Annotated in this window: 18 protein-coding genes; 14 read left to right on the top strand and 4 right to left on the bottom strand. The window is 71.7% G+C overall.

The genetic code is table 11. From position 1 onward, the window contains the following. Positions 1–146 precede the first annotated feature (146 nt). Entirely contained in the window at positions 147–377 is a 231-nt protein-coding gene (locus IE97_RS0103315) for a DUF397 domain-containing protein (RefSeq protein ID WP_030230563.1), read from the bottom strand. A 166-nt stretch (positions 378–543) separates the two neighbouring features. Here IE97_RS0103315 and IE97_RS0103320 point away from each other — a divergent pair, with 166 nt between their 5' ends. The 6 genes from IE97_RS0103320 (at position 544) to IE97_RS0103345 (ending at position 8,161) form a co-directional block, all read left to right on the top strand. Continuing rightward, the gene (locus tag IE97_RS0103320; RefSeq protein ID WP_030230566.1) at positions 544–1,122 is read left to right on the top strand and encodes an ATP-binding protein; all 579 of its coding nucleotides are present in this window, start codon (positions 544–546) and stop codon (positions 1,120–1,122) included. A gap of 28 nt (positions 1,123–1,150) precedes the next feature. After that, complete coding sequence (locus tag IE97_RS0103325; protein ID WP_030230569.1) at positions 1,151–1,696, top strand: hypothetical protein; 546 nt, start codon at positions 1,151–1,153, stop codon at positions 1,694–1,696. 80 nt (positions 1,697–1,776) lie between these two features. Continuing rightward, positions 1,777–4,524, top strand: a complete 2,748-nt coding sequence (locus tag IE97_RS0103330; protein WP_030230572.1) for a SpoIIE family protein phosphatase/ATP-binding protein — start codon at positions 1,777–1,779, stop codon at positions 4,522–4,524. Between the two features lie 105 nt (positions 4,525–4,629). Beyond that, entirely contained in the window at positions 4,630–5,994 is a 1,365-nt protein-coding gene (locus IE97_RS0103335) for an FAD-dependent oxidoreductase (protein WP_030230575.1), read from the top strand. 107 nt (positions 5,995–6,101) lie between these two features. Then, positions 6,102–6,848 carry an MBL fold metallo-hydrolase gene (locus IE97_RS0103340; RefSeq protein ID WP_030230578.1) on the top strand — a complete coding sequence of 249 codons (747 nt, stop codon included), beginning with the start codon at positions 6,102–6,104 and terminating at the stop codon, positions 6,846–6,848. 41 nt (positions 6,849–6,889) lie between these two features. Next, positions 6,890–8,161, top strand: a complete 1,272-nt coding sequence (locus IE97_RS0103345) for a DUF4032 domain-containing protein (protein ID WP_030230581.1) — start codon at positions 6,890–6,892, stop codon at positions 8,159–8,161. A gap of 13 nt (positions 8,162–8,174) precedes the next feature. Here IE97_RS0103345 and IE97_RS0103350 read toward each other — a convergent pair whose 3' ends face one another. Further along, the gene (locus tag IE97_RS0103350) at positions 8,175–9,056 is read right to left on the bottom strand and encodes a universal stress protein (RefSeq protein ID WP_030230583.1); all 882 of its coding nucleotides are present in this window, start codon (positions 9,054–9,056) and stop codon (positions 8,175–8,177) included. Positions 9,057–9,118: 62 nt separating this feature from the next. Here IE97_RS0103350 and IE97_RS0103355 point away from each other — a divergent pair, with 62 nt between their 5' ends. The 4 genes from IE97_RS0103355 to IE97_RS0103370 all read left to right on the top strand — a co-directional run bounded on the left by IE97_RS0103355 (position 9,119) and on the right by IE97_RS0103370 (position 13,047). After that, positions 9,119–9,472 carry a VOC family protein gene (locus tag IE97_RS0103355; RefSeq protein ID WP_030230587.1) on the top strand — a complete coding sequence of 118 codons (354 nt, stop codon included), beginning with the start codon at positions 9,119–9,121 and terminating at the stop codon, positions 9,470–9,472. A 106-nt stretch (positions 9,473–9,578) separates the two neighbouring features. Then, a complete protein-coding gene (locus IE97_RS0103360) occupies positions 9,579–11,255 on the top strand; it encodes an FAD-dependent oxidoreductase (RefSeq protein ID WP_030230591.1) in 1,677 nt (558 codons plus the stop codon). After that, positions 11,252–12,697 carry an ATP-binding protein gene (locus IE97_RS0103365; protein WP_030230595.1) on the top strand — a complete coding sequence of 482 codons (1,446 nt, stop codon included), beginning with the start codon at positions 11,252–11,254 and terminating at the stop codon, positions 12,695–12,697. The genes IE97_RS0103360 and IE97_RS0103365 overlap by 4 nt, the downstream gene beginning before the upstream one ends. After that, positions 12,694–13,047, top strand: a complete 354-nt coding sequence (locus IE97_RS0103370; protein WP_030230598.1) for a UBP-type zinc finger domain-containing protein — start codon at positions 12,694–12,696, stop codon at positions 13,045–13,047. The genes IE97_RS0103365 and IE97_RS0103370 overlap by 4 nt, the downstream gene beginning before the upstream one ends. A 54-nt stretch (positions 13,048–13,101) precedes the next feature. Here the strand turns inward: IE97_RS0103370 and IE97_RS0103375 are convergent, their stop codons facing one another. Next, positions 13,102–14,346: an SGNH/GDSL hydrolase family protein gene (locus tag IE97_RS0103375; protein WP_030230601.1), complete on the bottom strand. Its 1,245-nt coding sequence runs from the start codon at positions 14,344–14,346 to the stop codon at positions 13,102–13,104. 399 nt (positions 14,347–14,745) lie between these two features. Between IE97_RS0103375 and IE97_RS0103380 the strand changes: the two genes are divergently transcribed. The 4 genes from IE97_RS0103380 (at position 14,746) to IE97_RS0103395 (ending at position 19,770) form a co-directional block, all read left to right on the top strand. Beyond that, positions 14,746–15,423, top strand: a complete 678-nt coding sequence (locus IE97_RS0103380) for an AIM24 family protein (RefSeq protein ID WP_030230604.1) — start codon at positions 14,746–14,748, stop codon at positions 15,421–15,423. Between the two features lie 185 nt (positions 15,424–15,608). Further along, entirely contained in the window at positions 15,609–16,676 is a 1,068-nt protein-coding gene (locus IE97_RS0103385) for a tetratricopeptide repeat protein (protein WP_037843923.1), read from the top strand. Next, the gene (locus IE97_RS0103390; RefSeq protein WP_420706046.1) at positions 16,673–17,782 is read left to right on the top strand and encodes a polyprenyl synthetase family protein; all 1,110 of its coding nucleotides are present in this window, start codon (positions 16,673–16,675) and stop codon (positions 17,780–17,782) included. Before IE97_RS0103385 ends, IE97_RS0103390 begins: the two co-directional genes overlap by 4 nt. A 338-nt stretch (positions 17,783–18,120) precedes the next feature. Next, the gene (locus tag IE97_RS0103395) at positions 18,121–19,770 is read left to right on the top strand and encodes a serine/threonine protein kinase (RefSeq protein ID WP_037843958.1); all 1,650 of its coding nucleotides are present in this window, start codon (positions 18,121–18,123) and stop codon (positions 19,768–19,770) included. On the opposite strand, the gene IE97_RS0103400 is transcribed toward IE97_RS0103395, so the two are convergent. Beyond that, entirely contained in the window at positions 19,762–21,198 is a 1,437-nt protein-coding gene (locus tag IE97_RS0103400) for a serine hydrolase domain-containing protein (RefSeq protein ID WP_030230617.1), read from the bottom strand. The genes IE97_RS0103395 and IE97_RS0103400 overlap by 9 nt on opposite strands. Positions 21,199–21,254: the final 56 nt, after the last annotated feature.

Raw genomic sequence — 21,254 nt, forward strand, 5'->3', positions numbered from 1 at the left:
CAGCAGACCGACACAAGGGCGACTTACACTATCCCACTCTGCCTGACTTCCCCGCATCCGCCGCGCAACAGCCGTGCGAAAATGGTTAGTTGGGCTCCACTTCTCCGCCGGAGCCTCACCACGGGGGCCGCGCCGCGCACCTCCCGTCACACCAGGTGGTCGAACTCGCCGTCCTTCGCCCCGGCCAGGAACGCCGCCACCTCCGCCGCCGTGTAGACGAGCGCGGGCCCGTCGGGGTCGCGGGAGTTGCGCATCGCGATCCCCCCGTCGACGAGAGTGGCGACTTCGACGCAGTTGCCTTCGGCGTTGCTGTGCCGGCTCTTGATCCAGCTGGCGTCCAACGAGCTTGCCCGCACTCCGTTCCGCACTGGTGGCACCGCAGTCTCCTTAGCTGTTCGCTTTCCCCGGCTCGGGTACCCGCAACGGCTTGATTTTCACGCAATTTCTCGTGCAATTGCACGCGATGGCTGTCAGCGTGGATAATAGCTGCGGCGTCAACCCCCGGTTCGGCGCTGGTTCCTGACGTCGCATCGGGGAGATGCCGTGACATCAGCCGCGCAGCACGTGCTCCGGCCGCCGAGTGAGGTCGCAGCGCACGCGGTCGCCCCCGGCTCGAGCAGGGAACGCGCCTCCGGGCCGCCCGTCCTGCCACCGTACGGGCCCCCGCCTTCGACACCGGAGACGCTGCCGCAGTTCTCGGGTGCCCTGTCCGCATCGGCCGTCCTGCGTGTCGAATGCAGCCGGGAGGGCTTCACGCGAGTCCGGTCCTTCACCCGCGACACGCTGCACGACTGGTCACTCGACCACCGCTGCGACGACACCACCCTCGTCGTCACCGAGCTCACCGCCAACGCCGCGACGCACGCGGCGCCGGGGTCGGCAGATGCGCCGGGTGCGCCGGAGATCCGGCTGGGATTCCTCCTGGACCCCACCCATGTACTGGTCACCGTCTCCGACCCCGACGACCACCCGCCCGTGTACGCACCCGCGGGCTCCGGCCTGCAGGAGCACGGCCGGGGCCTGTGCATCGTCGACGCGCTCTCCGATGAGTGGGGCTGGGTCCCCCTCTCCCCGGTGGGCAAGACGGTCTGGGCCAGGTTGTCGACCTGTCCACCCATCTGACACGACTGTCGCGGAAAGGCCCCTCGCCATGCGCAGCGCTTCGACGGAAAATCCGGGCAGCGAGCGCCCACAGCGCCCCGACGCCCCGACCGGGGTGGCAGGGAACACGCCGCTCACAGCCCTGGACCGGGTGCCCTGGGGTGACATCCAGGACTCCACCGGTTCGGCGGCGGCCATCCCCCTGCTGCTCAACGGCATCGCCTGGGGTGACGCCGAAACCGCCCGGTCCGCCCTCGACGACTTGCGGAAGCGGATCTGCCAGTTCGGTTTCGTCGTGGAACAGGCGACGGCCGCCACGGTCCCCTTCCTCTGGGAGCTGGCGAAGCTGCCGCAGGTGACCTGCCGGGCCCAGATCATCCAGCTGCTCAAGTGCATCGCCGACGCCCGGCAGTGGGAGAGCACGGCCGCCGCCTATCCGAAGCTGCTCAACCACCGGGAGAACCCGGTGGTGTGGGAGCGTGCGGCTCGCCAGGCGGTGCGGGCGCGGCGCGGCGAACTCGGGAGACTGATGTCGGACGAGGACACGGAGATCGCCCGGGCCACGACCGAGCTCGCCCGCTCCCTGGGTGCCTGACGTGATGAAACGGTGAGAACCCCCTGCCACCACGGGTGACGCCCCTCGCCTCCCGGGGCCGAGCAGTGTAGACATGGCACATGGTCCGACTCTTGGGTCGATCCGGGACTCGATCGCCCCTGCGGCCCGGCGCTTCGCCGTCCGCACGGCGGCAACAGGAGGCGGGCTCGTCGCGGTGGCATCCGGTGACGGGGCTGCGTTCGGTGCTGGGCGGTCGCAGTGTCGCCGGACAGGTGTTCCTGCTCGTCGTCGTGATCGTGCTGCTGCTGGTGGTGGCGGCCGTGGTGGCACTGGTACTCCAGGTACGGCACGACACCACCCAAGAGGCCCGCAACCGCTCGCTCGCCGTGGCGGAGACCTTCGCCAACGCACCGGGCACGATCGAGGCGCTGGAGAGCCCCGACCCCACCGCGGTCCTCCAGCCCCGTGCCGAGGCCGCCCGTGAGCAGTCGAAGGTCGACTTCATCGTCGTCATGAACACCGACGGGATCCGCTACACCCACCCCAAACCGGACCGCATCGGAAAGAAGTTCGTCGGGACGCTCGCGCCGGCGCTGGCCGGGAGGACGGTGACCGAGGAGATCGAAGGCACCATCGGCCGCCTCGTACAGGCCGTGGTGCCGGTGAAGGCGCCGGACGGTCAGGTCGTCGGCCTGGTGTCGGCGGGGATCACGACGAAGAGCGTCGGCGGCACCGCCGACCGTCAACTGCCGCTCGTGCTGTCCGCCGCCGCGGTGGCACTCGCCCTGGCGACGGCGGGCGCCGCGCTGGTGAGCAGACGGCTGCTGCGCCAGACCCACGGGCTCGGGCCGCACGAGATGACCCGGATGTACGAACATCACGACGCGGTGCTGCACGCCGTACGCGAGGGTGTGCTCATCGTCGACGACGGGGGCACCCTGGTGCTCGCCAACGACGAGGCGCACCGCCTGCTCGGGCTGCCGGCCGACGCCGAGGGCCGGCACGTTCTCAGCCTGGGCCTGGACCCGGGCACCGCCGACCTGCTGGCCTCCGGGCGCGTCGCGACGGACGAGGTGCATCTCGTGGGGGACCGGCTGCTGGCCGTCAACCAGCGCACCACGGACCGCGCCGGGGTACCACCCGGCAGTGTCGCCACCCTGCGCGACTCCACGGAGCTGCGCGCGTTGTCCGGCCGGGCCGAGACCGCGCGGGAACGGCTCAACATGCTGTACGACGCCGGTGTGGGCATCGGGACGAGCCTGGACGTGACCCGTACGGCCGAGGAGCTGACCGAGCTGGCCGTGCCCCGGTTCGCCGACTACGCCACCGTGGACCTGTTCGACGCGGTGCTGGGCGGAGGGCAGCCGGACGCCGCGGCGGCGCTGAGCCGCACGGCGCTGAGCGGTATCCGCAAGGACGCCCCGCTCTACCCCGTCGGCGAGCGCATCCGGTTCGTCGCGTCATCGCCGCAGGGCCGAAGCCTCGACACCGGCCGGCCCCTGCTGGAACCCCGGCTCGACGAGGCCGCCGGCTGGCAGGCACAGGACCTCGAGCGCTCCGCGCAGATCGTGCAGTACGGCATCCACTCCCTGATCACGGTGCCGCTGCGGGCCGGCGCCCTGGTGCTGGGGGTGGTCAGCTTCTGGCGCTCTGAGAAGCCGGAGCCCTTCGACAGGGACGAGCTGGCCCTGGCTGAGGAGCTGGTCGCGCGGGCCGCCGTCTCCATCGACAACGCGCGCCGCTACACCCGCGAGCACAGCATGGCGGTGACGCTCCAGCGCAGTCTGCTTCCCCGCAACCTGCCCGAGCAGGGGGCGCTGGAGATCGCCTACCGCTATCTGCCCGCGCAGGCCGGGGTGGGCGGCGACTGGTTCGACGTGCTCCCGCTGTCGGGGGCGCGGGTCGCGCTCGTGGTCGGGGACGTCGTCGGCCACGGTCTGCACGCCGCGGCGACCATGGGGCGGCTGCGCACCGCCGTGCACAACTTCTCCTCGCTGGACCTCCCGCCCGACGAGCTGGTCAGTCTGCTCGACGAGCTGGTCGGACGCATCGACCAGGACGAGACGGAGGTGGAGGGCAGCGCCCCGGTCACCGGGGCGACCTGCCTGTACGCCGTCTACGACCCGGTCTCCCGGCGCTGCACCGTCGCACGGGCCGGGCATCCCCCACCCGCCCTGATCCATCCGGACGGCAGCGTCGAGTTCCCGGACGTGCCCGCCGGTCCGCCGCTCGGGCTCGGCGGCCTGCCGTTCGAGACGGCCGAGCTGGAACTGCCGGAGGGCAGCCGGCTCGTCCTCTACACCGACGGGCTGGTCGAGGACCGTGAGCGGGACATCGACGTCGGGCTGGAGATGTTGCGGGAAGCCCTCGGTCAGGCGGGCGAGTCTCCCGAGGACACCTGCCGGGTCGTGCTCGACTCCCGGCTCACGGCCCGCTCCAGCGACGACATCGCCCTGATCGTCGCGCGTACCCGGGCGCTCGCCGTCGATCAGGTCGCCGAGTGGCCGGTACCGGCCGACCCGGCGGCCGTGGGCGAGGTGCGGGCGGCGGTCACCCGGCAGCTGGCCGAGTGGGGACTGGACGAGCTGACGTTCACCACCGAGCTCATTCTGAGCGAGCTGGTCACGAACGCGCTCCGGTACGGCGGCGGTCCCATCCATGTGCGGGTGCTGCGCGACCGCAACCTGATCTGCGAGGTGTTCGACAGCAGCAGCACCTCACCGCACCTGCGGTACGCGACGATGACGGACGAGGGCGGCCGTGGGCTGTTCCTCGTCGCACAGCTCGCCGAGCGGTGGGGGACGCGCTACCTGCCGGCGGGGAAGGTCATCTGGGCGGAGCAGCCGCTCCCGTCCCACCGCTCATAAAGTCGCCTTATGAGCTCATAGACCGGACCCGCATACCGACTTAGGCATGCCTTAGTTTAGGCTTCACGGCGAGATCGCTTGTCGCCGTTCGAAGGGAACCTGACCATGCCCCGCCCCCTGCGGGTAGCCATCGTCGGATCCGGCCCCGCCGGGATCTACGCCGCCGACGCCCTGCTCAAGTCCGAGGTGGCCACCGAACCCGGCGTGTCCATCGACATCTTCGAGCGCATGCCGGCGCCGTTCGGCCTGATCCGTTACGGCGTCGCACCCGACCACCCGCGGATCAAGGGCATCATCACGGCCCTGCACCAGGTCCTCGACAAGCCGCAGATCCGGCTCTTCGGCAACGTGGACTACGGCACCGACATCGGCCTGGACGACCTGCGCGCGTTCTACGACGGCGTGATCTTCGCCACCGGCGCGATGGCCGACCGGACGCTGTCCCTCCCGGGCATCGACCTCGACGGCTCGTACGGCGCGGCGGACTTCGTGTCCTGGTACGACGGCCACCCGGACGTGCCGCGCACCTGGCCGCTGGAGGCGGAGAAGGTCGCCGTGCTCGGTGTCGGCAACGTCGCGCTCGACATCGCGCGCGTGCTGGCCAAGACGGCGGACGAGCTGCTGCCGACGGAGATCCCCCCGAACGTGTACGAGGGTCTGAAGGCCAACCGGGCCAAGGAGATCCACGTCTTCGGCCGCCGGGGCCCCGCGCAGGCGAAGTTCAGCCCGATGGAGCTGCGGGAGCTGGACCACTCCCCCAACATCGAGGTCATCGTCGACCCCGAGGACATCGACTACGACGAGGGCTCGATCGCGACCCGGCGCGGCAACAAGCAGGCCGACATGGTCGCCAAGACCCTGGAGAACTGGGCGATCCGCGACGCCGGCGACCGGCCCCACAAGCTCTTCCTGCACTTCTTCGAGTCCCCGGTCGAGATCCTCGGCGAGAACGGCAAGGTCGTCGGGCTGCGCACCGAGCGCACGGAACTCGACGGCACGGGCAACGTCAAGGGCACCAGCACGTTCAAGACCTGGGACGTCACCGCGGTCTACCGCGCGGTGGGCTACCTGTCCGACAAACTCCCCAAGCTGCCCTGGGACCTCGACTCGGGAACGGTCCCGGACGAAGGCGGACGGGTCATGCAGGAGTCCGGCGAGCACCTGCAGTCCACGTACGTCACCGGCTGGATCCGGCGCGGGCCCGTGGGCCTCATCGGGCACACCAAGGGCGACGCGAACGAGACGGTCGCGAATCTGCTGGAGGACTACGCGGGCGGCCGGCTGCACACGCCCGCCTCCCCCGCTCCCGAGGCCGTGGACGCGTTCCTCGCCGAGCGCGACGTCCGCTTCACCACCTGGGACGGCTGGTACCGGCTCGACGCCGCCGAGAAGGCGCTGGGCGAGCCCGAGGGCCGCGAGCGCGTGAAGATCGTCGAGCGTGAGGACATGCTGCGGGCGAGCGGCGCCTGACACTCACACACCCCCGGGGCGGGTTCGGTGGCGATGCCACCGAACCCGCCCTTGTGCGTGCTTTCCTTCTCTCGTCGGACTGGGACCACACACCGGGCGGAGCGATCATGCGGGCAGGCGCACACCAAGTCGCGGACGGTACCTACCTGGTGCACGGCTCCCACACGAACTGGGTGATCCTCACGGAGGGGGACGCCGTCACCCTGATCGACACCGGCTACCCCGGCGACCGGGAGCAGGTCCTCGCGTCGCTCGCGGAGGTGGGCAGCGCCCCGGAGGCCGTCGCCGCCGTGCTGATCACACACGCGCACAACGACCACCTGGGTTCCGCCGAGTACCTGCGCGCCACGTACGGCACCCCCGTGTACCTCCACGAGGCCGAAGTGCCGCACGCGCGGCGGGAGTTCCTGCACCAGGTCTCCGTCGGGACGGTACTGAGGAACGGCTGGCGGCCGGGGGTGCTGCCGTGGGCCGTGCACGCGATCCGGTCGGGCGGCACGGCCCACAACCCGGTCACCGCTCCGGAGCCGTTCCCCGACGCCGGCGCCCTGGACCTGCCAGGGCGACCCGTGCCGGTGCACACGCCGGGCCACACCGGCGGGCACTGTGCCTACCACGTGCCGGGCACCGGTGTCCTGATCTCCGGTGACGCCCTGGTCAGCGGCCACCCCACCGCGCGGTTCGGGGGGCCACAGCTGCTGCCGGACATGTTCCACCACGAGCGCCCGCGGGCGGTGGCCTCCCTGGACGTCCTGGCGGGGCTGGAGGGCGAGCTGCTGCTGCCCGGGCACGGGCCGGTCCACCGAGGTCCGGTGGGGGACGCCGCGCAGCGGGCCCGGGAACGCGCCCTCTAATCTGGGTGTGACGATCAGCGGCGAGACAAGGACACCCGCCCATGGCACTGCAGATCAGCGCGACCAACCCCGAACATCCCGCGCTTTTGCTGGAGCTTCCGTGGGACGTTCCCCTGGAGGAGTGGCCGGAGGAGTACCTCGTGCCGCTGCCGCGCGGCATCTCCCGGCACGTGGTGCGGTACTCCCGCGCCGGGGACGAGGTGATCGCCGTCAAGGAGCTGGCCGAGCGGCCCGCGCTGCGCGAGTACGACATGCTGCGCGACCTGGACCGGATCGGCATCCCCGCGGTGGACCCGCTGGCGGTGGTCACCGGCCGCGTCGGCAAGGACGGCGCCCCGCTGGAGAGCGTCCTGATCACCCGGCACCTGGGCGGCTCGATGCCGTACCGCTCGATGTTCGAGACGACGATGCGTCCGGCCACCATGCACCGGCTGATGGACGCGCTCGCCGTACTCCTGGTGCGGCTGCACCTGGCCGGGTTCGCGTGGGGTGACTGCTCGCTGTCCAACACCCTCTTCCGGCGCGACGCGGGCGCCTACGCGGCGTACCTGGTGGACGCCGAGACCGGTGACCTGCATCCGCAGCTCAGCCTCGGGCAGCGCGAGTACGACCTGGATCTCGCCCGGGTGAACATCAGCGGCGAGCTGCTGGACCTGGAGGCGTCCGGGGCGCTGCACCCGTCGGTGGACCCGATCGAGTTCGGTATGGAGATCTGCGCGCGCTACCGCAGCCTGTGGGACGAGCTGACCCGGACCTCGGTGTACCCGGCCGGCAAGTACCACTACATAGAACGCCGCATCCGCCGTCTGAACGACCTCGGCTTCGACGTCGCCGAGATGCAGATCGAGCACGCCTCGAACGGTGACACGGTCAGCTTCGTGCCCAAGGTCGTCGACGCGGGCCACCACCAGCGGCAGCTGCTGCGCCTGACCGGCCTCGACACCGAGGAGAACCAGGCCCGGAGGCTGCTGAACGACCTGGAGAGCTGGATGGCCACCCAGGAGGACTACGCCCCCGGCGATCCTCCCCCAAGTTCTCGGCTTCGCTCGAACAGGGGGGACCCCCAGGGTGCCCGCCCCGAGGTCCTGGCCCACCGCTGGGTGCGGGAGGTGTTCCGGCCGACCGTGCGGGCCGTGCCGCCGGAGCTGCGCGGTTCCATGGACCCGGCCGAGATCTACCACCAGCTCCTCGAACACCGCTGGTACCTGTCCGAGCGGGCCCAGCAGGACATCGGCATCGAGGCGGTGGTCGAGGACTACATCACGAACATCCTCCCCAAGGCCCGCAAGACGCTGCAGCCGACGGCGGAGTGAGGCACCCGGGCCGTCACGCCTGCGGCACCACGGCCACCGGGCAGTCCGCGTGGTGCAGCACGCCGTGTGCCACCGAGCCGATCCGGGCGCCGACGGCAGTGCGGTGGGCCCGGCGGCCGACGACCATCAACTGGGCCGTGCCGGCCACCGAGAGCAACACCTGGGCGGCGCCGCCCATCTCCACGTGCTCCTCCACCGGTACGTCGGGGAAGCGTTCCCGCCACGGCCGGACCGCGGCGGCCAGTGCCTTCTTCTCGTACGGCTCCGGTCCCCCGGCCTCGTCGAGAAGCTTGAGCGAACCGGGGCTGTAGGCGAAGACCGGCGGCAGCGTCCAGGCCCGTACGACCCGCACGGTCGCCCCGCGCGCGGCGGCCGTCTCGAAGGCGAAGCGCAGGGCGCCGGCGCTGTCCTCCGGGTCGCCCTGCTGGCCCACGACGACCTCACGTCCGGCGGCCTCGCCCGAGGGCTGGTCGCCGGCCCGGACGAGCACCACGGGCCGGGCGGCCTCGGCGATGATCTGCTGGCCGACCGAGCCGAGCAGGAAGCCGACGATCCGCCCGTGGCCGCGCGAGCCCAGCACCAGCAGTTCGGCGTCGGCAGCGGCGGCGAGCAGGGTGCCGACGGCCTCGCCCTCCACGACGTCGGTGGTGACCTCGAGGTCCGGGTGCCGTTCGGTGACGGTCCGGACGGCCTCGGTCACCGCGCTGTGCAGCCACTCGGCCTGGCTGTCCGCGTCCCCTTCGATCCCCGCTTCGAGGGCCTCCTGCGGCTGGAACCGCCAGGCGTGCACCACGCGCAGCGGCCGGTCGCGCCGCACCGCCTCGCGGGCCGCCCAGGCGAGGGCGGCGTGGCTCTCCTGCGATCCGTCGACCCCTGCCGTGATCGGGCGTGTCATCCGGCTGCCTCCGTGTGCAAAAGTCCGTGTGAATGTTGATCAGTCTCCTCTCACCTTCCCGCATGACCTTGGTGTGGGAGCAGGTAATGGTGGATTCGGCCGATCCCGAAACCCTGGGCCGCTGGTGGGCCGAGGCGCTGGGCTGGGTGGTGGTGAACGACGCCCCCGACGAGTTCGAGATCCGGCCCGCCCCGGACCGGCTGCCCGGCTTGCTCTTCACGACGGTGCCGGAGAGCAAGACGGTCAAGAACCGTCTCCACCTCGATTTCCGGCCCGATGACCAGAAGGCCGAGGTGGCGCGGCTCCTGGCGCTCGGCGCCCGGCACGCCGACGTGGGGCAGGGCGAGCAGCCCTGGGTGACGCTGGCCGACCCGGAGGGCAACGAGTTCTGCGTGCTGGGGGCTTCCCAGAGCTGATCTCCGTATCGGAGCGCGGCGCGGCGATCGAACATACGATGGGCTGAGGCCGGCGCGGTGCCCCGGGACGCCGTGCCGTGAGTCGACCGCCCGGTGTGGGGGACGTATGGCACAGGCCGCCGATACGGCGCGGACCGTCATCATGACCGTGGACGACGACCCGGGTGTCTCCCGAGCGGTGGCCAGGGACCTGAGGCGGCGCTACGGCGCGTCGTACCGGATCGTGCGCGCGGAGTCCGGTGCGTCGGCGCTCGAGGCGCTGCGGGAACTGAAGCTCCGCGGCGATCTCGTGGCGGTGATCCTGGCCGACTACCGGATGCCGCAGATGAACGGCATCGAGTTCCTCGAACAGGCCCTGGACGTCTACCCGGGCGCGCGGCGGGTGCTGCTGACCGCGTACGCGGACACGAACGCGGCGATCGACGCGATCAACGTCGTCGACCTCGACCACTACCTCCTCAAGCCGTGGGACCCGCCCGAGGAGAAGCTGTACCCGGTCCTCGACGACCTGCTCCAGGCCTGGCGGAGCAGCGACTTCCGGCCCGTGCCGGCCACGAAGGTGGTGGGGCACCGCTGGTCGTCGCGGTCCTCGGACGTACGGGAGTTCCTGGCCCGGAACCAGGTGCCGTACCGCTGGTACTCCTCGGACGAACCGGAGGGGCGGCGGCTGCTGGCCGCGGCCGGCGAGGACGGGCTGCGACTGCCGGTGGTGATCACGCCGGACGGGACACCGCTGGTCGAGCCGGAGGCCGTCGACCTCGCCGCCCGGGTCGGTCTGGCGACGACCCCGACGGCCGACTTCTACGACCTGGTCGTGATCGGCGGCGGTCCGGCCGGCCTCGGCGCGGCGGTCTACGGTGCCTCCGAGGGGCTGCGGACGGTGCTGGTGGAGCGGTCGGCCACCGGCGGGCAGGCCGGGCAGAGCTCGCGCATCGAGAACTACCTGGGTTTCCCCGACGGCGTGTCAGGGTCGCAGCTCACCGAGCGCGCCCGCCGGCAGGCGGCGAAGTTCGGCGCGGAGATCCTGACCGCGCGCGAGGTGACGGCCCTGGAGGTCAACGGCGCCGCCCGGATCGTACGGTTCGACGACGGCACGGCGGTCGCCGCGCACAGCGTGATCCTCGCGACCGGTGTCTCCTACCGGCAGCTTGCGGCGCCCGGCTGCGAGGACCTGACCGGATGCGGGGTGTACTACGGGTCCGCCCTGACGGAGGCGCCCTCCTGCCAGGGGCAGGACGTGTACATCGTCGGCGGTGCCAACTCCGCCGGGCAGGCGGCGATGTACCTGTCCCGGGGCGCGAAGTCGGTGACCCTGCTGGTGCGGGGTGAGTCGCTGTCGGCGTCGATGTCGCACTACCTGATCCAGCAGATCGAGGAGTCCCCCAACATCCGGGTGCGCTGCCGCACCGTGGTGGAGGAGGCGCACGGCGACGGTCACCTGGAGCGGCTCACCCTGCGGGACGTGGACAGCGGTGAGTCCGAACAGGTCGACGCGCAGTGGGTGTTCGTGTTCATCGGCGCGGCCCCGCTGACCGGCTGGCTGGACGGCACGGTGCTGCGCGACGAGCGCGGGTTCATCCTCGCCGGGCCCGACCTGACCGCCGACGGCCGGCCGCCCGAGGGCTGGGAGCTGGACCGGCCGCCGTACCACCTGGAGACCAATGTGCCCGGCGTGTTCGTGGCGGGTGACGCCCGCTCCGAGTCCGCCAAGCGGGTCGCGTCCGCCGTCGGAGAGGGAGCCATGGCCGTGATGCTCGTCCACCGGTATCTGGAGCAGTCGTGAGCGGGCAGCCGATGCCGTGCGACCCTCAGGAGATCGGGGCGCTGTTCCTGTTCGAGAAGCTCACGCCCGAGCAGCTCGGACGGCTGTGCGGCGCGGGGCGCGTGGAGCGGTTCGAGCCAGGTCCTGTGTACGCCGAAGGGGACCCGGCCACCTGCTTCTACGTGATGATCGAGGGCACGGTCGTGCTGTACCGCCGGGTCGGCGGGGACGACGTGGAGGTGACCCGCACCTCCCAGCGCGGCGTGTACGCGGGGGCCATGCAGGCGTACCTGGGCGACCGGGTGCGGCAGGTCTACAACAACTCCATGCGCGTCACCGAGCCGACGCGGTTCTTCGTGGTTCCCGCCGACACGTTCGCGGAGATCATGCAGGAGTGGTTCCCGATGGCGGTGCACCTGCTGGAGGGGCTCTTCTTCGGTTCGAAGAACACCCAGCGGATGATCGGGCAGCGCGAGCGGCTGCTGGCGCTCGGCTCGCTGTCCGCCGGTCTCACGCACGAGCTCAACAACCCGGCAGCGGCGGCCGTGCGGGCGACCGCGACGCTGCGCGAGCGGGTCGGCAAGATGCGCCACAAGCTGGCGATCATCGCGCAGGGCTCGTACTCCCCCGAGGTCATGGCCCGTCTCATCGACCTCCAGGAGCGCACCGCCGAGCGCGTCGCCAAGGCGCCCGTGCTGAGTCCGCTGGAGGCCTCCGACCAGGAGGACACGGTCACCGACTGGCTCGACGACCACGGCATCGCCGAAGGCTGGCGGATCGCGCCCACGTTCGTCCAGGCCGGTCTGGACGTGGACTGGCTGGACCAGGTCGCGGCGGCCGTGGACGAGGAGATCCTGCCGAGCGCGATCGGGTGGCTCAACTACACCGTCGAGACCGAGCTGCTGATGGACGAGATCAGCGACTCGACCACCCGCATATCGCACCTCGTGGACGCGGCCAAGCAGTACTCGCAGCTCGACCGGGCGCCCTTCCGACACGTCGACGTGCACGAACTCCTCGACAGCACCCTGCTGATGCTGTCGGGCAAGATCGGCCAGGAGATCAAGGTCGTCAAGGACTACGACCGTACGCTGCCGAGGATCCCGGCGTACCCGGCGGAGCTCAACCAGGTGTGGACGAACCTCATCGACAACGCGGTCGCGGCGATGAACAGCGCCGACGGACAGGGGACGTTGACCGTGCGGACGGCGCGGGACCACGACCGGCTGCTGGTGGAGTTCCGGGACACCGGCGTCGGTATCCCGGCCGATGACCGCGGCAGGATCTTCGATCCCTTCTTCACGACCAAACCGGTGGGTGAGGGGACGGGGCTGGGGCTCGACATCTCCTGGCGGATCGTCGTCAACAAGCACCACGGGAGCATTCAGGTGGAGTCGGAGCCGGGTGACACGCGTTTCCAGGTGCTCCTTCCGCTGACAGATGCCGAGGAGGAATCCGGATGAGTGAGCGGAACGGGATCGATCCGAGTGTGCCGCCGAGCGGCAGCGGGTGCGCGGAGTGTGACGCGGACGGCGGGTGGTGGTTCCATCTGCGGCGGTGTGCGCAGTGCGGGCACGTGGGGTGCTGTGACAGTTCGCCGGCGAAGCACGCGACGGCTCATTTCCGGGAGACCGGGCATCCCCTGGTGCAGAGCTTCGAGCCGGGTGAGGGCTGGTACTGGGACTACTCGACGAACGAGTTGTACCAGTCGGGGCCGGAGCTGGCTCCGCCGGCGAGTCATCCCGCGGATCAGCCGACGCCGGGGCCCGCTGGGCGGGTTCCGGTGGACTGGGCCAAGGTGTTGCGGGCCTGACCTGCTCGAAGGGTCGGCGAACATGACGCATCCGTTCGCGTGTCCCTGACCGGGCTACCCGCCTTCGCAGTCGAGGCTCTCCAGATCGACGGCGTCGGCCATCGCCTGCATGCCCTTGTCGTTGGGGTGCAGATGGTCGCCGCCGTCGAAGGCGGGGAGGATCCGCTCAGGGTCGTGGGGGCTGCGCAGGACTCGGTCGAAGTCGGTGACCGCGTCGAACTGGCCACTGCTGCGGATGAATTCGTTGACCTGCCGGCGTACGGCTTCCCCCTCCGAGTCCCATTCCCGCCAGCCCTTGAACGGGGCGATCGTGGCGGCGACGACACACTTCCCGGCGGCGTGCGCCCGGTCGGTGAGGGCGCGGTATCCGGCAATCAGCTCGCCGGCTGTGGCCCCGGGCTCGGCCTTGATGTCGTTGACGCCCTGGAAGAGGAACACCGTGCGCACGCCCGGCAGGGAGAGCACGTCCCGCGACAGACGGTTCAGGGCGCTCTGCCCCGGGCCGTCGGTCAGGACCCTGTTACCGGCGAGCCCTTCATTGGCCACCCCCTTGACGTCCGTCGTGGGTGAGGCGCGCAGCCGGCGGGCGAGCCGGTCGGGCCAGCGGCGGTTGAGGTCGGTCGTGGAGTGCCAGCCGTCGGTGATGGAGTCGCCGAGGGCGACGACGGCGCCCGCCGCCGGCCGGGGCCGCACGGTGACGGCGTCGAGGTAGAACCAGGAGCCGATCCGCTGTGTCCAGTTGGCCGCGCTCTCCTCCGCGGTGTGGTCGCCGTCGGTGGTGTACGACGTCTGCATGGCCATCCAGTGCCCGGTGAGCGCTCCCTGCGCCCGCGGCACGTAGAGGCTGACGACGAGCGCGCTCGCGGCGGGGACGCGCACGGGCAGTGGGTCGCTGTAGACGATGCCGCCGACGGGGACGGTGACGGAGCGCGCGCCGCCGAAGGTCAGCCGCCGGTTGCTGCCCGGGACGAGGGCGGCTCCGTCACGTTGGAGACCCGCGTGGACGTTTCCGAACGTCACCGGCCGGTCTCCGAAGGCGTTGGACAGCCGCACCCTGAGGCCGGTGCCACCGACGCTGGTGCGGACGACCAGCCGGTAGCCGCGGCCGTCGACCGCCACGCCGACGCGGTCGGCGGTGGAGGCCCAGGTGACCACGCCGTCCCCGGCCGGCGCGGTGGCACCGGGACTCCTGGGCGGCGCCTCCCGCTCGGGCAGATCGCCGGACGCGCAGCCCATCGCGAGACACGAGGCGAGTGCGACCAGGGCGGTGCCGCTGCGGGGGCGTGCGGTGCGTGGCAATGTGTGCGCTCCTCGGGCGGTGCACGGCGGGCGATGTCACGGGGGAATCCGCATGTCGCGGAGGTGCCGCAAGCGAACCGGCTCCGTGTCCGCCCGGCGTACGACACGGTAGCCGGTGTGCCGGCCACGCTGTGCGGAACGGCCCCGGTGGGCCGGCCGCGCACCGGGCCGGCGCTCTCCCGCCGAGGCCTCGTCGAAGGCCGGCTGAGCGGCCCCGGCCGCCGGGCCGGCATGCTCGAGCCGGGTTCCACCCGCACCGGGATCGGCTTCGCCGGCTGTGACGTTCGGACGCATACGGGACGCGGCGCTTCGGCTGCGGACACGGGGTGTGGCGTGCCGCACCCCGCTCGATCTGCCGCGATCTTGGCGGAGGGTGTCGCTCCGGGCGAGGATGCCCGCATGAAGGGTGACCTCTTTTCCAGCGGGCACATGGTGCAGCCGGCCGTCGCACCGGGCATGACGGTCGAGAACGCCAAGTGCGTCCGGTACACGGTGAACGGCGAGATGCTGGCCCGGCAGGGCGCGATGATCGCCTACCGCGGCAACCTCCAGTTCGAGCGCAAGGGCCAGGGCGTGGGCGGCATGCTCAAGCGCGCGGTCACGGGGGAGGGACTGCCGCTGATGGCGGTGCGCGGGCAGGGTGAGGCCTGGTTCGCCCACGAAGCCCAGAACTGCTTCGTCGTGGACGTCGAACCCGGCGACGAGTTCACGGTCAACGGCCGCAACGTCCTGTGCTTCGACGCCACGTTGTCGTACCGCATCGCCACCGTGAAGGGCGCCGGCATCACCGGCGGCGGCCTGTTCAACAGCGTCTTCACGGGGCACGGCAAGCTGGGCCTGGTCTGCGAGGGCAATCCCCTCGTCATCCCGGTCTCCTCGCAGTACCCGGTGTACGTCGACACCGACGCCGTCGTCGGCTGGACCGCGCATCTGCAGACTTCCCTGCACCGCTCCCAGTCCATCGGTTCGATGCTGCGCGGCGGCTCCGGCGAGGCCGTGCAACTGCTGCTCCAGGGCGAGGGATACGTCGTCGTGCGCCCGAGCGAGGCGACACCGCAGAAGGCCGGTCAGCACTGAGACCCCCTCTGGTGATCTGCGCCTCACAGGCAACCCCGCCCGTCGCGTCCACGTCTTGATCGGCAACAGGTGATGCCCTGGCCCTGGCGGCCGGGGCAGGATCCCACGCTGCTATACACGCCATGTATACGCACTGCGTATACATGGCGTGTATAGAGACATGACCACACGGCGGAAAGGCATCGATGTACGGCAAGGCATTCGCCCCCGAGTACCAGGGAGCGCTCACCTCCCTGTCCGTCAACTCCTCACTGACCGATGTACTGGCAGCCGGTACGGAGCAGTTGAGGGCGGCCGAGCGCGCCGGAAAGCCCGGTGAGGTGGCCCGTTCCGGACTCGCGGTGGCCGAGGCCCACCGCCGGCTGGGCCGGGTCGAGGACGCGGACCGCGCCTGGAAGGCGAGTTACCGGGCCGCCCGCCAGGCCGAGGACGGCGCGGCGATGGCCTGGGCACTGTGGAGCGGCGGCACCCTCGCCCGACAACGCGGCGCCTTCCCGCTGGCCCGCAGGCTCCTCCAGCTCGCGGCCGACCTGGGCGAACGCGGCGGGGACATCGTCGTACGCGGCTACTCACTGGCGGGCTTGGCCGAGACGGGCCGCATCCAGGGGGACTACGAAGCCGTCGGCCGGCTGCACGAGCAGCTGCTCGCCGAGGCCCGGCGGCGCGGGGAGGCACGCCACACGGTGTGGGCGCTGGAGGGCATCGCGCAGATGCGTCGCAACACCGGGCAGTACGACAGCGCGTACGCGCTGTTCGAGGAGGCGGCCGAGATCGCCGCGCGGGCCGACGACCGACGGGGACACGCCTGGGCGTTGCGGGGTCTGGCCGATGTCGTGTCGGTGCGGGACGGGGACACCGAGCGAGCGCTGGAGCTGCTGGGCGAGGCGGAGGTGACGTGCCGTGCGATGCGGCTGTCCAGCGCGCTGGCCTACAACCACAAGATGCGAGGCAACGTCCTGTACCGGGCGGGGCGTTACGCCGAGGCGCGCTCCCTGTACGAGCAGGCGCTCGCCGAGTTCCGCACCATGAGCGAGCCGCGCGGCGAGGCGCTGTCGCGGCTGGGCCTCGTCAAGTCCCTGGCCCGGCTGGGACGTGAGCGCGCCGAGACGGCGGCGGAACTGTCCGACCTCGCCGTCACGCTGGAGCGGATCGGCCTCCAGCACGCCCGCCGGATGGTGGCCCGCGCCTACGACGAACTCGGCATACCGGATGCCCGGTTCATTGAGGCGAAGGTGACGGAGGTGGCACGGTGAGGGCGTTCTCCATCGCGACGGAGGGCGCGCGGCCGGGCACGGCATCGCCCGGTGAGCGGCAGAGGCACACGCGCGGCCCCGACCGGCTCGCCGGCCCCGGCCAACCGGACGACCCCCACCAGATCCTCGACCGCTGCCGCGCACTCGTTCGCCCCGCTCTCACCGAAGCCGTCGGCCGGCTGCACCCGTGGGTCGGCGAGATGGCCGCCTACTCCTTCGGCTGGTGCGAGGTGGGCGGCGTGCCGGCCGTCGCCCCGGGTGGCAAGGGAGTGCGGCAGGCGCTCGCGGTGCTCGGCGCCGAGGCGGCCGGTGCGCCGGGACGAGCGGGCGTGGCCGCGGCCGTCGCGGTGGAGCTGGTGCACGCCTTCTCGCTGCTGCACGACGACATCATGGACGGCGACGCGGACCGGCGAAGCCGCCCGGCCGTGTGGAAGGCCTACGGCACGGGCCCGGCGGTCCTCGCCGGTGACGCTCTGTTCGCGCTGGCCGTCGAGACGCTCGCCGAGCAGCCGGGGGGCGCCGCGGGCGTGCGGACGCTGTCCGCGGCACTGGGCGACCTGGTGCGCGGGCAGGCGGACGACCTGTTGTTCACCGCCCGCCCCTGGACGGGACCGGAGCGGGTCCTGCCCGACGAGTACCGGGTGATGGCCGAACACAAGACCGGCGCGCTGCTGGGCTGCGCGGCGGCGCTGGGCGCCGCACTCGGCGGTGCCGAGCCCGAGGTGATCACCGCACTCGACCGGATGGGCCGGCACCTCGGGATCGCCTTCCAGATCGTCGACGACGTGCTGGGCATCTGGGGCGACCCCCGGGTCACCGGTAAGCCGGTCCACGGCGACCTGCGGGAGCGGAAGAAGACCTTTCCGGTCCTGGTCGCGCTGGGCTCCCCCGTGGGCGACCGGCTCGCCGCGCTGCTGGAAGCCGGCGACACGCCCGAGGCGGCGGCGGAGCTGATCGAGCGGGCGGGCGGCCGCTCGACGGCCATGGCGGAGGCCCGGCGTCATCTCTCCGCCGTCGAGACGGTGCTCGCCGGCGTGCCGTGGGAGACGAGGGCCGCCGCTGAACTGCGCTCACTGCTCGGCTTCCTGGTACGGCGCGACGTCTGAGCCGGCCGCCCCGCGGAATCCGCGACCGAATTCGTCGGAGGGGCTGGAGTTCATCCGTCGAACACCTTGATATTTACCGTCGGTTACCACCAGGTCGGCCCCTGATTTGCGAATCCGCGGGCTTCGGCGGGGTGAATTGACCCCGTCCCGGCCGACCCCGGGCGATCGAGGTGAGCCGCTCACGAGCCCTGCGAAGACCGTTTTCTCTCGCACACTCGCTCCCCTGTCTTGAATAAAAGACAAGAATGAACACGGAGTTGCGATCCTGTTGAACGCAGCACGCCTCACGCCCCGTACTTCTGGAAAAGGTGAGAGCCACTTTCCAGCGAGGGATGGCCATGGGCAGGGCGCACGTCTCCACACACCAGTTGGTCGCCGGCCGGTACCGGCTGCTCGAGATCATCCAGCGCGAGACCAACCGCATCTGCTGGTACGCCGAGGACATCGGCACCGGCGAGGTGTCCCGGCCGTGTCTCGTCACCCAGGTCGGGCTCCCGGACAACGCGTACGAGACCGTGGGGCGGGCCGCCGCGCGTCTGGTGCGCACGTCCGAGAACATGGCGCTGCTGTGCCCCGGCCGGGTCGCCGGGGTCGTGGACGCCGTCGAGGAGGCCGGCACCCTGTGGATCGTCAACGAGTGGATCGACGGCACCCCGCTCTGCGAACTCCTCTCGGAGCAGGGCACCTTCAACTACGTGCGGGCCGCCCGCGTCGGCCTGGAACTGCTCGACGTGCTGGACGCCGCGCACGCCGAGGGCATTCCGCACGGTGAGCTCAGCCCCGGCCAGGTGTTCGTACGCGAGGACCATTCGATCGTCGTCACCGGATACGGCCTGGCCGGTGCGACCCTGGCGCCCCGCCTCACGGCGCCCGCGTACGCCTCTCCGGAGCAGGCCCGCGACGAGCGCATCGGGCCCGCGGCCGATCTGTGGGCGCTCGGCGCGATCCTCTACACGATGGTCGAGGGGCGCCCGCCCTTCCGGGATCGGGGGCGTCCGGAAAACACCCTGAAGGGCGTGGACCGCCTGCCGCTGCGCACACCGGTGCGCGCCGGGCCGCTGACACAGGTCGTGCAGGGGCTGCTCCGCAAGGACTCGCGGGAGCGGCTTACCCGCCCGGTGGTCCGTGAGGCGCTGACCCGCGCGCTCAGCGAGGATCCCGACGCGGGTCTGGCGTCGGTTCCGGCTCCGCGGCTGCGCGGCGCGTACACCGCCGTCCGCCCGGGAAGCCCGGCGTGGAGCAGACGGACCATGGTGGCCGGGACCGCCCTGGCCGTCGTCACGGTCGCGGTCGCCGTGCTCGCCGCGACGCAGGGGCTGCCCGGCGGCGAGTCGGGCGATGACGCGGCCGATTCACCGGCCCGGCCGCCGGCCTCCGCAACCTCGCCGGGCGAAGGCAGCGGCTCGGCCGGGCCCGGCCCGTCCGTCGCCCCCAGCCCGACCAAGTCGCCCTCACCCGAGCCCAGCCCGCCGTCCCCGAAGCCCACCCCCACGCCCACACGGTCCGCCCCGGCCACGGCCCTGCCGCCCGGGTTTGATCGCTACCAGGCGCCGGAGGGCTTCTCCGTCGCGCTGCCCGAGGGCTGGAAGCGGCTGGACACCGACCGTCAGGGCGATCTGCGGTACCGCGTCGTCTTCGGTGCCGACGGCGACCACCGCACGCTGGCCGTCACCTACAGCGAAGGCGTGGGCCCGGACCCCGTGGCCGTATGGCGGGACGAAGTCGAACCCAACCTGAAGCAGTCCGGAGACTACGAGCGGATCGGCGAGATCCGCGCGACGACGTACCAGGGACGCGAGGCCGCTGACATGGAGTGGACGGCGGATGTCGGCGGCGCCCGGGTGCACACCTTCGGCAGGGGCTTCCTTCTGGGCGAGGGCCGGAGCTTCTCGCTGCGCTGGTCGACCCCCGATGCCGACTGGGAGGACGGCGCGAACCAGGAGGCATTGCGCACCGTCCTCAAGACGTTCCGGCCGGGTTCAGACTGAGCCGCGCGGGGCGCGCTGGGAGGTGAGCCGGCCGCCGTGCAGCGGCTGGGTGCGCCAGTGCGCGGTGACGGTCCGGTCCGCGAGGGAACAGGTCAGCGCGAGACGGTGCGGGGTCTCCAGGAACATCACGTCCAGATCCAGTGTGCCGGCGTCGGTCCAGCCGCCGCTGACCGCCGTGGGGAGGGGGTCCTCCGCCACCGTCCAGCCCTCCGCTCCGATCCGCAGGCCGAGCCGGTCCCCGTCCCCGTCGCCGGTGAGCGTCAGCATCCAGCCGTCCGCCTCCCGGGCGAGACCAGCCATCCGCACCGGGCCGTCGCCGGCGGCCGTGAACTTCGCGGCGGCCCAATCCTCACCGCGTTCCGGGGGCGCGGGACTGCCCACGGCAGGTCGCAGCGCGAGCCCGGCGAGCCGCTCCCGCAGGCTCGCGTCCTCGGCCTCACGGCCGGGCAGTGGCTCAGGGCCGAAGGCGGGCAGCAGATGCTTCCACACGAGATTCAGGAAGTCCTGCATCCGTTCGGTCGCCGCGGTGGTGGCGATCACCACGTCGTGCTCGGGCAGGACCAGGCAGAACTGGCCGTAGGCGCCGTCGCCCCGGTAGCCGTGCCGGGACACCCAGAACTGGTAGCCGTAGCCCTGGTCCCAGTCCTGCCGGTCCATGTCGCCCATGGCTCCGGCGGTCGCCGTGTGCGGGCGCGAGGCGCGGGCCGCCCACCCTTCCGGCAGCAGCCGCCGGCCCTCCCACACGCCGTCGTTCAGATACAGCCGGCCGAGCCGCGCGACGGCGTCGGTGGTGGCGTGCAGGCCGCTGAAGCCGATCTCCCGCCCGGTGCGGTCCCGCAGCCAGAACACCTCACCGATGCCCAGCGGGTCCAGCAACCGGGGCCGCAGGTACGCGCTGAGCGGCTGCCCCGTCACCCGCTGCACGATCGCGCCCAGGGTGTACGTGGTGGGCTGGTTGTAGGCGAAGACCGTGCCCGGGTCACGGTCGGGCGGAGTCAGCAGGAAACCGCGGACGGGCTCGGCCGGGTCCGTCCCGTAGGCGTCGTCGACGGTCTCCCGCTCGTGGCCGCTCGACATCGACGCCACATGCCGTACGAGCATGGCCCGGCTGCGCGGGTCGGTGATGTCGGCCTCGAACTCGGGGAAGTACGAGATCACCGGCGCGTCGAAGTCGAGCAGCCCCTCGGCCTCGGCCAGGGCGGCGGCGGTGCCGGTGAAGCTCTTGCTGAGCGAGTACAGCAGGTGAGGGCGGTCGGGCGCGTACGGCGCCCACCAGCCGGAGGCGACCAGATGTCCGTGCCGCAGGATCATGACGCTGTGCGGCTCGATCTCCGGGGCGGCTTCGAGGGCGTCGAGGAAGGCGTGGACACCGGAGGCGTCGACACCCTGGGCGGCGGGGCCGGAGGACGGCAGGGCGAAGGCACTCATGTATGCATCCTGCACTCGTCGGTGGACCTTGATCGAGCCGTTTTCGCGCCCTCTGC

Source organism: Streptomyces sp. NRRL S-455 (assembly GCF_000717875.1).
GTDB lineage: Bacteria > Actinomycetota > Actinomycetes > Streptomycetales > Streptomycetaceae > Streptomyces.

Bases quoted from the DNA above. Each gene is read 5' to 3' on its own strand.
- IE97_RS0103360 (WP_030230591.1), top strand. From the start codon at position 9,579: ATGGCACAGGCCGCCGATACGGCGCGGACCGTCATCATGACCGTGGAC.
- IE97_RS0103345 (WP_030230581.1), top strand. From the start codon at position 6,890: ATGGCACTGCAGATCAGCGCGACCAACCCCGAACATCCCGCGCTTTTG.
- IE97_RS0103370 (WP_030230598.1), top strand. From the start codon at position 12,694: ATGAGTGAGCGGAACGGGATCGATCCGAGTGTGCCGCCGAGCGGCAGC.
- IE97_RS0103380 (WP_030230604.1), top strand. From the start codon at position 14,746: ATGAAGGGTGACCTCTTTTCCAGCGGGCACATGGTGCAGCCGGCCGTC.
- IE97_RS0103385 (WP_037843923.1), top strand. From the start codon at position 15,609: ATGTACGGCAAGGCATTCGCCCCCGAGTACCAGGGAGCGCTCACCTCC.
- IE97_RS0103340 (WP_030230578.1), top strand. From the start codon at position 6,102: ATGCGGGCAGGCGCACACCAAGTCGCGGACGGTACCTACCTGGTGCAC.
- IE97_RS0103350 (WP_030230583.1), bottom strand. From the start codon at position 9,056: ATGACACGCCCGATCACGGCAGGGGTCGACGGATCGCAGGAGAGCCAC.
- IE97_RS0103330 (WP_030230572.1), top strand. From the start codon at position 1,777: ATGGTCCGACTCTTGGGTCGATCCGGGACTCGATCGCCCCTGCGGCCC.
- IE97_RS0103335 (WP_030230575.1), top strand. From the start codon at position 4,630: ATGCCCCGCCCCCTGCGGGTAGCCATCGTCGGATCCGGCCCCGCCGGG.
- IE97_RS0103355 (WP_030230587.1), top strand. From the start codon at position 9,119: ATGACCTTGGTGTGGGAGCAGGTAATGGTGGATTCGGCCGATCCCGAA.
- IE97_RS0103325 (WP_030230569.1), top strand. From the start codon at position 1,151: ATGCGCAGCGCTTCGACGGAAAATCCGGGCAGCGAGCGCCCACAGCGC.
- IE97_RS0103395 (WP_037843958.1), top strand. From the start codon at position 18,121: ATGGGCAGGGCGCACGTCTCCACACACCAGTTGGTCGCCGGCCGGTAC.
- IE97_RS0103400 (WP_030230617.1), bottom strand. From the start codon at position 21,198: ATGAGTGCCTTCGCCCTGCCGTCCTCCGGCCCCGCCGCCCAGGGTGTC.